The following is a 15,969-nucleotide window of genomic DNA, read 5'->3' as shown; positions in this document are numbered from 1 at the left end:
TGAAACAACTTTTAAAGGATATCATAATTGACCAAAAGTCTTTCTTGCCAAGCGATTGTATAATTCAGGAAAAAAGTTTTTATAGCAGGTTCCAATGCCCGTATGCTAAGTAAGGAGCAGGGAACCTACCTGACCAGAATGCTATATTGCGATCGAGCTCTATCCTTTTTCATTTTCTGACTTCTTAAATTTTCGTGAACAGCAACATTTATTGGGTGATATATCCGGCACAATTGCGCGTGGAGAAATACAATCGGCTTTTAACGATTATTTAAAACAGGGTGGATTTCCTATTTATTTAAGGTCTGAAGATGGTATTGTTCTGAAAACATTGTATGATAACATTCTGTATAAGGACGTTATGGTTCGCAACCAGTTTGTAAATGAGCGTGAAATAAAAGAGTTGGTCTATTATACCGTCAGCAATATAGGTAAACTATTAACTTATACTTCATTGGCAAAAGTGATTGGAGTGAAAAAATCCCACGACAGTAAAGAAACTATTTGAAGTATATTGAAAATACATATTTGCTCTTCTCTTTATCTAAACTCGATTATTCTGTTAGGGCACAGCTCCATAATCCCCAAAAAGTTTATGCAATAGACAATGCCTTAGTGCCCCGTTTGGGCTTCCATTTTTCAGGTGAAGAAGGGCGCTTGTTGGAAAATATGGTTTACATAGAATTACGTCGCCGAGGTGGAGAAATTTTTTATCATAATTCAGGGAATGCCGAGTGCAATTTTGTAGTTCGTGATGGTTTTCGTGTCGTGCAGGCAATTCAGGCTTGCTGCTTATTGGGTAGTTCCGATATCCGTGAGAGGGAAATCCGCGGCATTCAGGATGCTATGGATACATACCAGCTTTTGGAAGGAACAATAATCACCAATAGCCATGAAGAAGAGATGAAGTACGGAGATAAAATGATACATGTTCTGTTGGCATGGAAATGGTTACATCTTTAATATAGGGTGTATCTCTTTGTGTAAGAGAGATTGTTTTTTTGTTGTGATAATTAATAATATTTATAAATAGCTATAATATGCAAACTTTGTAAATACGGTAAAAGTTTCAATTACAATTGATGTTTTATCGTATTTAGTTTTCTGACATCCTCTGATTTTGATCACTTTTCTATTGCTTATCCTCCGATTTTGTGTAATTTATCCCAAAATCATCCTCCGAATATATTTTTATGCTATCTTTGTATTTAGTTTGAAAACCTTCTGTAAGGTCAGCAAAGTATGTTACAATGAAATGGACTAAAGAATAATCAGTATGATACAAAGAGAAATATTAGCAAAACTGCAGGAATGGAAAGACAGTGAGTATCGTAAGCCGCTTATCCTTCGGGGGGCACGTCAAGTGGGAAAAACGACTGTGGTCAATGAATTAGGTAGAAGTTTTGATAATTATCTCTATTTCAATCTGGAAGATGAGAATACCCGCAATGTGTTCGAGTTTAATATGCCCTTAACAGATAAAATCAGAATGCTATTTGCTACAAGACAGCAGGTCAGACGGGATGGAAGTACCCTTCTATTCATAGATGAAATACAAAATTCACCTAAGACTATTTCCTTATTGAGGTACTTTTATGAAGAACATCCGGAACTACACGTTATAGCCGCAGGTTCCCTGCTTGAAACTGCTGTGGATATGAAATCGTCATTTCCTGTTGGGCGTGTGGAATACATGGCATTGCGCCCATGTTCATTCCGTGAGTTCATCTCAGCTGTAGGTAAATCTCATTTATTTCAGATTATGGAACATCCGGAATTTACCGTAACCATTCATAGCGAATTGATGTCACTTTTCAACCAATATACTATCATAGGCGGTATGCCTGAAATAGTGCAGAGATATGCCGATAAGGGAGATTTGCTGGCAATGGACGATATATACGAAACACTCCTGCAAGCATATCGCGATGATGTGGAGAAATATGTTTTTCAGAATAAGCTACAAGACGTGGTGCGCTTTATCCTAGAGATGGGATGGCGCCAAGCCGGTTCGTCTATTACGTTGGGTAATTTCATGGATTCCCAATACAAGTCGGTTGAAGTAGGAGACGCTTTCCGACTACTTGAAAAGGCTATGCTTCTGGAACTTGTATACCCCACTACATCCGTGATGGTTCCCGTTATGCCACAAATACGGCGTTCTCCTAAATTAATTTGGCTCGATACAGGTCTCGTGAATTATGCGGCTGGCATTCGAAAAGAAATAATTGGGGCGAAAGACATACTCGACATTTGGCGTGGCCACATTGGAGAACACATTGTGGCACAAGAATTACTTGCGTTGAACTATAAAGTCAGTCAACGCAGGAGTTTTTGGGCTCGGGATAGGAAAGAGTCTGCTGCCGAAGTTGACTTCATTTATCTTCTTGATTCTAAAGTTTACCCCATAGAGGTCAAGACCGGGAATAATTCATCATTGCGGTCATTACATTCTTTTATGGATGACTCTCCTCTTGATATCGCAGTTCGAGTATGGTCCGGGCCCTTTTCGGTGGATGAGGTTTACACTATCCACAAAAGGAAGTTATTCAGACTTATCAATTTACCTTTCTATCTTATATGCAACATCGAGCAAATACTGCGGAATATTGAGGCTTAGTTTTTTTGTTAACAAGATACAACAGGCGGAAACTCAAGGAATGAAAATATTTGAAATTGAAGAAAAATATTATAATGAGGTTTTAGCAGGAGTTCGGCAATCTCCTAGAAATTCTGGACAACTATTCTAAAGATGTAGCCACTATGGATGAAATGCAGGATGGAAGGGATCATCCGGTAAATGCACACTATGCATTTACCGGTGAATCTATTTGATTATTTAATAGTTATATCTCCATAGGCCCAGTGGAAAAGTCCAGCATTTCCACCCGCAACAATCATTGCAGCTAACGCGTCAAACTGTATATTACCACTTTCTATAACCCCAACTATATCGCCTACAGTCGGTTCCCCACTCTGGTTTATAGCTACATAGCGATAATTGCCGTATTTAGATTCAGCAACAATTTGTCCATCAGGAATAGTTACTGTACCTGCTTCCAAATCAAATATTAGTTTGACATCTGCTAATTGCAACTGCACACCAGCATCAGAACTTAGGCCACTAAGGTATGCAGTCTTTTCATCAGCGTCATCCGGATCTGGGGTGATTGTTACACTGATAGAAGCGGTTCCCTCGTTAAGCAGGTTATAACCAGACAACGTTTTACTTCCCAAAAATGCACTCAATCTATGGGAAGCAGTTTCAAATTGTTTTACCTCGGAAGTTATAAACTTATTGGCGGTCAACGCATAGGCACATGCATAATAGGTTGCACCCGGAGCAAAACTGGCAACTAAATTAGCTGAAGTTTCACTGCCATTGGCAACTAAAACGGTAGAATTAGTAGAAGTAGGCTGCGCTTCCGAACTTACTAAAACCCCATACTCTCTGATGGCAGGATTCCCTGTTTCACTCACATTTATCACAAAAGTTGCATCATATTTATTGACGGTAACGCTACTCAATGAAACAGACGGTGCTGTAATATCAGGAACTCTGGTGTCATTGAGTGTATCATCATTCTCGCATGCAGTATTTATCAGAGCGCATACTAGAAATACTATTATATTTAATTTCTTCATATATTCTTCAATTTTATATCAGATTACTTGAATTTACTTTCTGTAGGAGCCGGGTTTTGCTCATTAGCCGTAATAGCATCACTGTTATCCAACTCTTGCAAAGGAATTTGATAAAGGAAATACCAACTTCCGGCATCAATCGTATAGCGTGCGCTCTTTAAGTGGTTAGATCCAGCGTAGTTACGATCAATGCCTTTTTTCAGGCGTAAATGATCGAATAAAGAGAAGCCTTCACCCCATAATTCCAAACGACGTTGATGATATACATCATCTACTGTCACAGAGTTTAGATTCCACGATGGATCTCTTTGCGACATCAACTCCTTTAGCACCGTTGCAGCCCCTATATTATCACCCTTGTGCGCTAATGCTTCTGCTTCATTCAGAATCATTTCTGATACGCGCATATACACATAATCAGCTTCCCAGTTAGCTACTTTCTTGAACTTTATATTTGTATATTCTGCAAATTTCTGCTCTTGCGCAGTATATTCTACACCAGTGCTGGAATGCTTGAAAAGAAGTTTTCTGGAATCGGAGGCATTCATTGAGTCATATAAACGTGCGTCGATTTTGCGGTATTGCCCTGCATCACCACCATAACCAGCATCATAAGAACACATAAATGAAAAGAAAGAAGCAAACTTCGAAGTTGTTTCAGCTGTAATATCGGCTCCCCATATCCACTCTTTCGCATTGATGTTGTTGAATGCAGCATCAGCAATCAATTCGCTCGGTGTATATACACTATAGCCGGCACGAGCCTTGCGGGCATAAGTAATAGCATCATCCCAATTGTTAGTGACCAAGCAGATACGTGAGTATAACCCGGCAGCAACCTGTTCGTCAATCATTGTTTTGTTAGGACGTTTCCAACCTTGAAGCGCCTGCATACCAGCCTTGAAGTCTTTCTCTATCTGTTCATACACTTGGCGCAGGGGCGCACGACCGGCAACAGCTGACTCGGCTTCTTCAGGAGTCAATACAATGGGGACACCTGGAGCATCTTCATTGCCAATATAGGTCTGTTGATACATTTGTGCCAAATAAGCATGAGCAAACGCGCGATAAACCAGTGCTTCGCCCCGATAAGCTTTCAGATTAGAATCAGTTACGCTCTCACTGATTTTAGAGATAATGTCATTAGCCTTTCCAATTATCGAATAGAAAAAGTTCCAATAGAAATAAGGACGAACATATTGTTCACTCCAATAGTCTAATTGATAGTCATACGTGAACCATCCGCTGCCAGCGACTTCGAATGCAAGGTCTTCGTTCATTACATCTCCCAAATGGTAAATGGACATCAATCCAAAATCACCATGCATCGGATTATCGCTGGTTGCTTTTCCAGAAGTGTTATATTGAGCCGTGTAATTGTTCAATCCCAGCATTAAGGGTTCCACTACTTTGATAAGCGCATCCGGACTGGAAGAACCAATCTCATCAATTTCTTCTTTACTGGCAACTCCTGCATTCTCCGTATCGAAGAATGCGTCACCACAACCAGTCAACACTATGCCGACAATTGCAGAAAATAGTATTATCTTAGTAATTTTCATATATATTCAGTTTAGTCAATTATTAAAATTCAAGATTGATGCCAAATGATACTGTACGCATGGCTGAATAATTATAGTCAGTATCTCCGGTAATACTCTGACGTGGGTCAAATCCCTTACGTGCCGAGAGCAAGAAAAGGTTATCACCTACTACATAAAAACGTAGTTTTTCAATTTTAGCTTTGCTGATCCAACGCTTCGGCAGAGAATAACCAAATGTCATGCTACGCAAACTTAAATAAGAAGCCTTAGTTAAGCTACGATCACCACTAACTCCTTGGTCTAAAGAGTTTTCTTGCAAACGAGGTATATCTGTATAGCGATTCTCCGGAGTCCAGCGATTTAGAATGTCTTTATGCCAGTTCGTTCCAGCACTACCGGCACCCATAAATCCACTGTACAAGCTATCATATACCCAACCGCCAATTTGATATGCAAAATTAGCGGACAAATCAAAGCCGATGAATTCCAAGTAAGTAGAGAAACCACCATACAGGTCTGGAATCGGAGATTTGTCCAGTTCATAACGAGTGGCTAAGCTTGTCTTGTTTACGGTTTTCCGGCCAATAACATTGCCTGCCTCATCTTTTTCATCCGCCCAATAAAGAGCATCACCATTATCAGGATCTACACCGGCAAATTTATAATCATAGTAACTAAATAATGGTTTGCCAACTTTACGATAATACTTACCTGTAGCCCAACCTTCTTGTGGACGGTCAGACGGAAGTTCCAACAATTCATTCTTGTAGTAGGTCGCATTCAGTGCAACATTCCACTTGAAATTGTTTCTTCTGAATATGTCGTAATTCAACTCAATTTCAACACCCTGGTTACGCATACGCATTGAGTTTTCATAAATATTGGCTGGCATACCTTGAGAGGGAGGAAGAGGTTTGCTGTAGAGCAAGTCCCAAGTCGTTTTTCTGAAATACTCAATATTACCGGAAAGTTTGCCCCAAAGATTGAATTCTACACCAGCATTGAAGTTATTACTCTTCTCCCATGTGATATCCTTATTACCACGAAATGTATACTGAATGCCAATGGCTCCGTCATTACTAACCACCTTATATTGATCTTTATATGGCTGGTTGTTTACAATATTATCATTTCCTTGAGTACCAAAACTGGCTTTCAGCTTCAAGTCTTCTATCCAAGTGGCGGCAGCCATAAAATCTTCCTTGTTCACACGCCAAGAAGCACCTACTGACCAAAAGTCTCCCCAACGATTATCCGGATGAAAACGAGAAGAAGCGTCACGACGATAACTTGCAGAGAAATAGTATTTTTCATCATAGTTATATTTCACTTGACCAAAAAAACCTTCCAAAGCATATTCTGCAGCAGAAGAACTTGCATCAGACAATTTAGCGGCATTATCCAACTCCGGATTACTAGGCACTAAAAAGTTTTCTTTCCTTGCCCACACGTTTTCTACACGATCTTGTTTGGTTTCATGCCCTAACAACACTTCTACATTGTGCACACCTTTATAAGTATGTGCCCAATTTAATAACTGATTGGCATTCAATACATAATAACGCTCCATTTCTGTGGTGCCGCGCCCATTTACATTCAAGGCGTCACCACCGATAGGCGTTTGAAAACTTACTGTACGTGTATTAAAGTTATCAATACTTGCATTAATTGTTAGCTTGAAATCAGTCAGAAAAGTGAAATCTGCATAAGCTTTTGCATTGATAACATCTACTGTCCCTTTATATATATTATTCAGCTGTTGGTCGATAGGATGAACATTGGCTCCAATAGGACGTTTCCCCATTTCAGTACCATAATCATAGCGTACGTTTCCGCTTGCGTCATATACTTTGTTACCATCCTTATCGTACATATATACAGGATAGATAGGAGCAACTTGCTGCCCGAAAAAGAAAATGGATGAATAAGAACTACTGCCTACATTCGGAGAGTTTGTTTTTACATTACTATAAGCTAAGTTAAAACCAGCCTTGAACCAATCATTAACCTCTTGATCCACTTTTACGCGTGCGTTAATACGATCCATATTCGAATTCACAGTATAAGCATTATCATATAGGTAACCAATAGACGCATAATAGCTGGTTTTATCCGTACCACCGCTTAAAGAAATCGCATTCTCTTGGCGCATAGCTGGTCTAAAAGCTTCATCCAGCCAATTATCATGGTACTTCAGTTTGGCATTCGCATTCAGACGCCCTGTAATCGGATCTATTAATTCTGCATCTGCCACATTATAGCTATTATATCCCCCCAGCGTACTGACTAAGTCAGCTGATGCATATTGTCCAGCTGCCAAATAAGATTGTCCTGAAGCATAAGCATTGTTACGCATAGCTTCCCAGTAGAGTTCGTAATATTCCCCCTCATTCGTCAATACATCATAGCTGGGTACACCACGCATGTTTACACCTGTACGATTCTCAAACGTAACTTTTACCTTACCATTTTTACCTCGTTTAGTTGTTATCAGAACTACACCATTAGCCCCACGTGCACCATACAAAGAATTCGCTGCGGCATCTTTTAATACTGTCATAGATTCAATGTCACCCGGAGCTATCTGATTCAGATTTCCTTCATAAGGAACACCATCAACAACAATCAGCGCTTTGCGGTTTGCAGAAATAGAACCGATACCACGAACATAAATGTCAGCTGAAGAACCTGGCTGACCACTGCTTTGAGAGATTTGCACACCGGCCATTGCTCCTTCTAAAGACTTGGACACATTAGAAGTCTGCATTTTAGCTATTTTATCACCACTCACATTTGAAACAGAGCCTGTAAAGGACGATTTTTTCGCTGTTCCATAAGCTACCACAATGACTTCGTCAAGCATTTCAGAATCTGCTTTTAGAAGTACTCTTACATTGGACTTTATTGCAATCTCTTGAGTCTGCATACCAATATACGAAATTTGCAATGTTTTCGCAGAACTACCACTTAAATAACATACTGTACATCAACGATATATATACTTGACAGGAACTCTCTATTAGGAAAGGTATATTTATATATTACGCTGATAATTAGATGCATATATATCCACTCATTACATTCATACTTATATAACGATCTACCCAATATTGCACTGTAACAAGATATAATCAGCTGATTAACAAATGCATACCTATTAACTATTCTATTTCTGAGGCATTTATAATTAGTCTCAAGTTACTATATTGTCATTTTATGCAAGATAATTTACTTGCATCCACAATATATCTATACAAAAATGCGAAGAACATCCTATAAAAGTATTCTTCGCATTTTACGTATAGATTATTTATCAATAAAACAATCTTAAGATCAAAAAACTTACCTTTTTAAAAGTCTCAGATTTATCTTCATTACATATTCAATCATTAGTTGTACCTCAAAAAGTAGACACAGATATAATAAAAGATGCCGGAAGCGAATATTATTTTTATAAACAAAGAGCTAGTAGGCTTTGTAGACATCAAGAACTATATAGATCTTTATCAGTACATCACTATGCCCCCCTGTTATTGGATCCCCACTATTAGGGTTCATTCGAGACTTGTACTCCTATAGTGTACGCTCATGCTGGTGTACCCAAAAAGAAGGCACCTTCACAGGCACCTTCTTAAAAACACTTTAATTAAAACACTTTGGGTAAACATACCCAAATATACTTATAAAGTAGAAGACTCTACTTATTGAGTGGATCTAATATTTCCTCTTTATATAATTTGATTGTATTTTTAGAATTAGAATTATCTGTCATTGTTATTACAGTAGGATTTTCGTCACTATCGGCAGACAAAGTGAAAGTCTTTCCATTAAATGGATAAACCATATAGCTCCAATTATAATCATTCCATAAAGTGACACCAAAATTATTACCTCTGGAAGCAAATGTAAAATTCACTTGATTGTCGCCCGCAGTTTTGTTATTGAAAAGTAAGAATCCTACTGTACCACCACAACTCCAATAAAAAGCGGTAGTTGTTGCATCATATGGTGTAAATAATGCATAATCCAAAGGAACCCCTAATGCCGGCATTACCTGAGTTTTGATAGCATTCCACCTAGCAATTGCTTGAGGATCTCCTAATCCACTCATTGCAAAATACCAGTCGTTGTTGAGCAAAAGATAATTAAGTGGGAAAGTTGGAGTAAAGAGGGCATTTACACCATTTGTTGGAGAAAAGGTACCATACTTTTCATCAGGCTGATATTTCAATTCCTCAATTGACTTTCCATTCAAAACCACCGGCTCACGGAATTTAATATTTCCTTCAGTCGTTATAATGTATGGCGCTTCTACTGTAACATCATTATCACCTTCCGTATAAGTAATTGCAAGGTTTCTATATGAAACTGTAACATCCGCTTTAAAATCACCCTCTGTATATTTATAAGCTATGAATTGAGAAAACACTTCATCTGCATCCTGAACACCTTGCAAGAAATCTTTCCATGCAACTGTTTCAGCCAATGGAGTCATTATGATTTTGGTAAGATTCTTCTTTCCTTTTAGTATCACCTTATCTTTAGTGGCCTCCATAATAGTAAACTCAAAGTCTCCTTCCATACCTTTTCCATCACTGCCTATTCCTCCGGGATTATGCGGATCTGAGAAAAAGTGCATTATTTCATTGTGGGTGTCAAAACTCAATACCGGACCAGCACTTTGCTTTAATACGTACGTACTGGCAACCTTTGCTCCAGCATCATATATGTCACTTGCTACTTGTACTGTACCATCTTCTGCAAATGAAACTAATATATTATAACCTCCATAAGTTAGGTTTGCGGAAGGATAGTACTCCATCAACCAACCATTCTTGGCACTTGTCAATACCTCTTTATCAGCCTTTAGTGTCGCTTCAATACGATTGGCAGAAGAATCATTAAATAAATTTTCCTCTTCTGGTGTGCAGGATGAATAAAGAGCGACGGCAAGCGATATAAATAATAAATTAAATATTTTTTTCATATTACTTTCTAATTAAGTGTTGTTAAATCAAGAGTAGCTACTTCTGCAGAGCGACGGGTAACGACTTTACGCAACTCATCAATATCTATTTGCCAACTACCTTTTAAATATTCTCTTATAATTTCCAATTTATCAAGGATGGCCTGCTTACCAGATTCATCTTCACCAACAACTCCGGCTGCTAATAACTTTTGCCAAGCAGCTTCTGTGCGAGTTATGTAAACAGAAAGAATTTCTGCAAAATCTTCATTTGCTTCCTTGCTAGCATATCCTGATACAAAACCGGATTTAGGAGCATCAGGATCTTTCAAGTTAATCCAGTCCGTAGCTCTATAATTACCGGCAGAGATCAAATTGAAGTCTGTATCATAGTTTTTCTTCTGCTGCAAAATGTGGGTAAACTCATGGTGCATTGTTTGGAAAAACCAATAATTCAAGTCTGTTGTACTGCCACTCTTATCAGGGAATGGGCTATCGATATCAATATACGGATGCTCAATATCAATAACGTTCACATTATACAGTGTCACCTTTATTCCTCCTTCGGCAGTACCCATCACAATACTACCAGTGTTAGGATAGTACGCCGGAGAACCAAACAGCTGCATCACTCGTGGACAATACATTTTGACGAATTCATCACCGGCTACTTCCTTATAAACATCAATCCATACATATTTCATCATTTTGGCCAGAGCTATAGACTTATCATAGTCTGCAGGAACCAGATTAAACTCCATGTTCGATTCCTTATCATCATATCTATAATTAAAACTGATATTATAGGGCGTTACATAGTTCTTCATCAGCCAATTGTCGAATTCATTCATTTTCGGCTCTTCCGTATCAAAAATACTCTTTGAGTCAAGATCATCTTCACTGCAAGCCCCTAAGCACAAAGTGAATGTAATCAATAAAAATAGTTTTATATATTTCATAATCATTTCATTTTTAAAGGTTATTATCTTGGGTTAGCAGCCAAACCGGCATCAATAACATCCGAAGGCAACTGGATGGCACGACGCAGATCACCGACTTTCAATATATCTGTAGCCAATCCATAACGGTTGTGCGCTACTTCTATGCCATAGCGTTTAATGTCACACCAGCGTTGTCCATCATGCATTGTCTCAATACGGCGCATGTGCAATACACATTGAATAAAATTCTCTTGCTCACCTGATGCTACAGCAAATCCCTGAGGGTGAAGTTCTTTTTTGATAGTACGATCACTCCCCCCATCAGCCATAGATGGTATAGGGCAATATTTAATATCATTCCAGAATTTATTGATGCTTTCACGAGTCAATGTTTGCAGAGTATGAGTCATGCCATCATCATCAACATACGAAGAAAGGCAATTTGTAACTTGCCAACTATTTAAATCGGCAGCAGCTTCCTCATATTTCTCCAAAAATGTATAAGCCTCTGCACGACAAAGCAATGTTTCATTTGTTGTAAATGGAACAAATACAATATGCGCAAAACCTGTGCCGGATGTTTTGTCTGTATACTCCCAGAATTCATCCAACTTCGGGAAGCGTATAGTCTGATTCGAACCATAAAGTTTTCTACCCAGAATCAAGAAACTGCTGGAACCTGAAGAACCCCATGGACCTTTGGCCCAATAAGTCTCATAAGTGGTTATTTCCCGCCCATGATTGTAACGTGGCCCACTTCCGGAACCGATTCGCCCAGCAGCTGAATATGCCGGAATAATTAAAAGGTTGCAGTTTTCACTTGCCTGCACGTAGGCATTTGTCACGTCACCTGCTCCAAGTGGAATGTAATTGGTCATTTGACGCAATGCCCTATCCGGATTGCTTCCTAATACTTGCGTTGCGTATTCCACTACCTTCTGATAGTTTGACTTATCAGGTTTTACATAGAATAAGTTAAAGCGTGTTGCAAAAGCATAAGCAGCTTTTTTATTAAAATGATATTTAGGGACAGTGTAAACATCATCACTGATATATGGCAAAGCAGCTTCTATGTCCGCATTGATTTTTTCGTAAAGTTCTGCCATGGTTCCTCTTTCATATTTCACAATTACTTGAGTTTCCGGCTTTTCAGAATAGGGAATTCCCATATCCTTATCTGCCGTTTCCGGGTTATAAGGTAAACAGAAGACATTTGCTAATACAAAGTGGGCATAAGCACGGCACATCAAAGCTTCCGCCTTTTGAGGAGCCAGACTGGCGGGATCACCCAAATCATATATTGCCTGTATAGCTTGATTGGCAGCTGCTATGGCGCTATAATGAGTTTGCCACATGTAACGTGGATCATCATTACCATCACTCGTGATATCTGACCACAAATAGATTTCCTCTTGATCCTTATAATTGACTGAATACTGAGGCCCGTGATCCACTACATTGTCACTACTATATTCCATCATGAGGACAGGGGTCTTGTTTGGATAAGCAGATACAAGTATAGATGTTACTTTTGCTTCCGTGTCAATTTCAGCACGGTTATCCGGCATCGTATTGAGGAAATCATCGCAGGAACCCAGCAAGAATGCAGTTCCTATAAGCGCTATATATATATGTTTCATATTTTTATTCTCTTTTTAATGGTTAAATTCCTAATCTCAAGGTTAGCGTAAATTGGCGTGGTACGGGGACTGCCACACCTCCTGTATTGAAGAATTCAGGGTCTTGTCCGTTCAACGTCTTATCAGCATAAATCAAGAATAAGTTGGTTGCTTGAAGCTTAAGTGATAAGTTGTTGAATTTTAATGGTGCAATCCAGGATTTTGGAAAATCATATGATAATGAGATTTCTTTCATGCGAATGAAGTCACCTTTAGCCACACGTGCAGTAGAACGGTTGTAAGCATTATAAGCATAACTCAAATGATTATATTCTTGATTTAAACGACGGTCCGCAATAACAGGAATATTAGTCGTATTCTCATCGCCCGACTGCGTCCAACGGTTCTTGAATTCTTTGGGCATGGCTGCCAGGTCAGAATACCAGTTTTTGAAAACCGGATCCAGACGGATAACATTACCAAATGAGTAGGTCATGAATACATTCAGCTTAAAACCTTTATAACTAAAGGTATTTCCAAAACTACCAGTAATAGTCGGATCTGTAGGCCCTTCGTATACCAAATAGTCTTTTACGCGCGATTGGAAGTTAAGATCTGTCACAGTCAGTGTGCCACTTTCATTAATAAAAGTAGGAAGACCCTCTTCGTTCAACCCTTGGAAGTCAATAGAGAACAGAGAACGCACGGGATAACCTTTCATTGTAAAACCGGAACCAATCACCATATCCAGAATACGGGTGTTAGTTTCCAAATCCGTTACTTCATTTTTAGCTTGCGAGAAGATGAAGTCTGTATTCCATTTAAAATCCTTAGTTACAATATTGCGTGTAGACAATGTAAACTCTATGCCATGCGATTTCATACTTGCTACATTGGCATACTTCATCACTTGTCCACCAATACCCATTGTGTTAATAGCACCAATCAAGTCATAATTATCACGTTTATACCAATCAGCTGCTAAATTGATGCGATTGTCCAGAAAACCAATCTCAGCACCGATATTGAGTTCGTGTTTCTTTTCATAAGTAAGTTCACTATTCTCAAGGTCGTCAATCTGTAAACCCGATTCTTTCACTGAAGTAAATGGGCGCCAAGGATTAAAACTACTAATCACTACCCGAGAGTTGGTTACGTTTGCCGGACCACGGTCTGCGGTCAGTGAATAAGATGCCTTTAAAGTCAGGTTTGATAATGTCGGTCGCAAATCTTCAAAGAATGCTTCTTCATGTACATTCCAGGCACCAGACACATTCCAAGTGGGCAACCAACGAGAAGAACGACTCTTACCTAACTTATTGGAACCCTCATAGCGGATAGTACCATTAACGGTGTATCGTCCTCTATATGAATAAGTACCTGTTGCGAAGAATGCCACCTCACGTGAACGGCTTTCTTCTACAGTATAATAATTTGTGTTCTCTTCATTGCCTTGCTTAAAGTACTGATAGTCATAAGAAGGAAGCATGCCCATCTCATACTGCATACCTACACCATTAAACCATGTTTTCGTGCGATCCATAGAATTCACTTCCATACCGCCGAAAAGGTTGATAATATGATCTTCTGCAAATACATCGTTATAATTCAATGTTCCACGGAAATCCCAACTATTCATTCCATATTTTGTTTCACGATAAAATCCGCCTACCGGTAATACACTGACGGGTAGAGAGTTCACTTTGTCCGGATCGGTATACAACCAGGGATTAGCATCACGCATGGTAGCATCATCCATTGCACGAAAAGCCCAAGCCTGGTTAGAATAATCTTTAACATAGTGTGATTGTGTCGTTGTAGAATATTTATAAGCGCCCAGAGCAGAAGCTTCTAAATTTTTGAGTATTTTCCATTTTAATTCTCCTTGAAACTTCATATCAACTACATTTAAGTCCATGTAGTTGTTTTTAAGTTCATGCAGAATGTTGAACGGAGCATAATTGCGGACGTAGGTTTCATTAGCGTCCAATGTGCGTGAGGTATTTAATGCATATGAGTATGGATTAATATCAAAATCGCGTGATACTTCTCCGGTTACATAATTAGGTGTTGAACCTAAAGTGCCGGGAGCTTTTTGTTTACGATACGAAGCATTTCCTATCAGGTTCAATGATAAATTGCTGTAGATATTATACAAGGCATTTACATTGGCCGTATAGCGTTGAACCGAGCTTTGTTTGGTCCATCCCGGATCGTTCATGACACTAAGTGATGTGTAATAAGAGGCTTTTTCCGTACCACTTGACATGCTGATTGCATGGTTTTGTGAAACAGAGCTATTGAACAGATAATCAAACCAGTCTGTATTTCGGTACTCGGCTTGTTGCAAATAGGCATTGATTGCCTTGGTTGTATTGGGCAAACCAAATCCACCATTTGAAGTATAGTCATTGATCAGATGATACATTTTGCCATAGACGCCACTGTCAGATGCACGATAAACATTCGAAAAGTTTAAGTAACCGGCGTTTGCCATCTCCTTGAATACCCCCATCTGCTCTTGTGAATTCATTATATTAAAATTGGTATAACTGGGCTTCATTCGCATCGTAAATTCGCCGGTATAACTAATTTTGTTGGAACCGGCCTTACCTTTCTTTGTTGTCACAACGATTACACCAGCCATTGCACGTGCACCATAAATAGAAGTGGCCGATCCATCTTTCAAAATCTGGAAACTTTCAATATCATCCGCATTCAATCCTGAAATGGCTGAGCTAATCAGCGTAACTGCGTCACCGGATGACAAATCATCAGCACTAACCTCGGTAACATCCTCCATAATAACCCCATCTACTACCCACAGCGGCTTAGAACTACCATAAATAGAAGTAGCTCCACGTACGCGGATCTTAGGAGCTGTACCAAATGTACCGGAGACATTCTGAACGGATACACCAGCAGCACGACCTTCCAGTGCACGGCTTATTTCAGGCAGGCCGTCTAATTTTACGTCATCGGCAGATAATTTTGATGTAGCACCAGTAAAGAGACGTTTGTCCATACGCTGCATACCAGTAACCACAACTTCCTGAAGCATTTCGCTGTCGATTTTCATCGTAACTTTTAAGCGTGGCTTGATACTTACTTCTTCTGTTTTCATACCAATGTAAGAAATTTGCAATGTCTTCGCAGAACTATGCGCATGATATGTATTTGATAAACAGCGGTTTGTATGTATGATTAGAACTTCAATTTTAGTATCAACAATTTATAATATATTGATATATAAG

General features: G+C 39.1%; 9 protein-coding genes and 1 pseudogene. 3 read left to right on the top strand and 7 right to left on the bottom strand.

The window, feature by feature from the left end:
* Positions 1-211: 211 nt before the first annotated feature.
* From DW182_RS21670 to DW182_RS21660, 3 genes are all read left to right on the top strand, one after another.
* The gene (locus DW182_RS21670; RefSeq protein WP_118296808.1) at positions 212-508 is read left to right on the top strand and encodes an ATP-binding protein; all 297 of its coding nucleotides are present in this window, start codon (positions 212-214) and stop codon (positions 506-508) included.
* Entirely contained in the window at positions 505-963 is a 459-nt protein-coding gene (locus tag DW182_RS21665; RefSeq protein WP_117708027.1) for a DUF4143 domain-containing protein, read from the top strand. Before DW182_RS21670 ends, DW182_RS21665 begins: the two co-directional genes overlap by 4 nt.
* Before the next feature lie 313 nt (positions 964-1,276).
* Positions 1,277-2,620, top strand: coding sequence for an ATP-binding protein (locus DW182_RS21660; RefSeq protein ID WP_117708026.1), 1,344 nt, complete (start codon positions 1,277-1,279; stop codon positions 2,618-2,620).
* Positions 2,621-2,835: 215 nt separating this feature from the next.
* Here the strand turns inward: DW182_RS21660 and DW182_RS21650 are convergent, their stop codons facing one another.
* The 7 genes and pseudogenes from DW182_RS21650 to DW182_RS21620 all read right to left on the bottom strand — a co-directional run bounded on the left by DW182_RS21650 (position 2,836) and on the right by DW182_RS21620 (position 15,920).
* Complete coding sequence (locus DW182_RS21650) at positions 2,836-3,645, bottom strand: hypothetical protein (protein ID WP_118296806.1); 810 nt, start codon at positions 3,643-3,645, stop codon at positions 2,836-2,838.
* A gap of 23 nt (positions 3,646-3,668) precedes the next feature.
* Complete coding sequence (locus DW182_RS21645; RefSeq protein ID WP_117708024.1) at positions 3,669-5,207, bottom strand: RagB/SusD family nutrient uptake outer membrane protein; 1,539 nt, start codon at positions 5,205-5,207, stop codon at positions 3,669-3,671.
* 22 nt (positions 5,208-5,229) lie between these two features.
* Positions 5,230-8,139, bottom strand: a pseudogene (locus tag DW182_RS21640) (SusC/RagA family TonB-linked outer membrane protein); the annotation flags it as partial.
* A gap of 747 nt (positions 8,140-8,886) precedes the next feature.
* Positions 8,887-10,176, bottom strand: coding sequence for a DUF4302 domain-containing protein (locus tag DW182_RS21635; protein ID WP_118296802.1), 1,290 nt, complete (start codon positions 10,174-10,176; stop codon positions 8,887-8,889).
* Between the two features lie 8 nt (positions 10,177-10,184).
* A complete protein-coding gene (locus tag DW182_RS21630; protein ID WP_115501977.1) occupies positions 10,185-11,114 on the bottom strand; it encodes a putative zinc-binding metallopeptidase in 930 nt (309 codons plus the stop codon).
* 23 nt (positions 11,115-11,137) lie between these two features.
* A complete protein-coding gene (locus DW182_RS21625) occupies positions 11,138-12,736 on the bottom strand; it encodes a RagB/SusD family nutrient uptake outer membrane protein (protein ID WP_118296800.1) in 1,599 nt (532 codons plus the stop codon).
* A gap of 22 nt (positions 12,737-12,758) precedes the next feature.
* On the bottom strand, positions 12,759-15,920 hold the full coding sequence (locus tag DW182_RS21620; protein WP_118296798.1) for a SusC/RagA family TonB-linked outer membrane protein: 3,162 nt from the start codon (positions 15,918-15,920) through the stop codon (positions 12,759-12,761).
* Between the last annotated feature and the right edge of the window lie 49 nt (positions 15,921-15,969).

Source organism: Bacteroides sp. AM16-24 (genome assembly GCF_003471885.1).
Classification (GTDB): Bacteria; Bacteroidota; Bacteroidia; order Bacteroidales; family Bacteroidaceae; genus Bacteroides.
The sequence above is the reverse complement of the archived record's forward strand: the minus strand, read 5'-3'. Positions and strand labels throughout refer to the sequence as shown.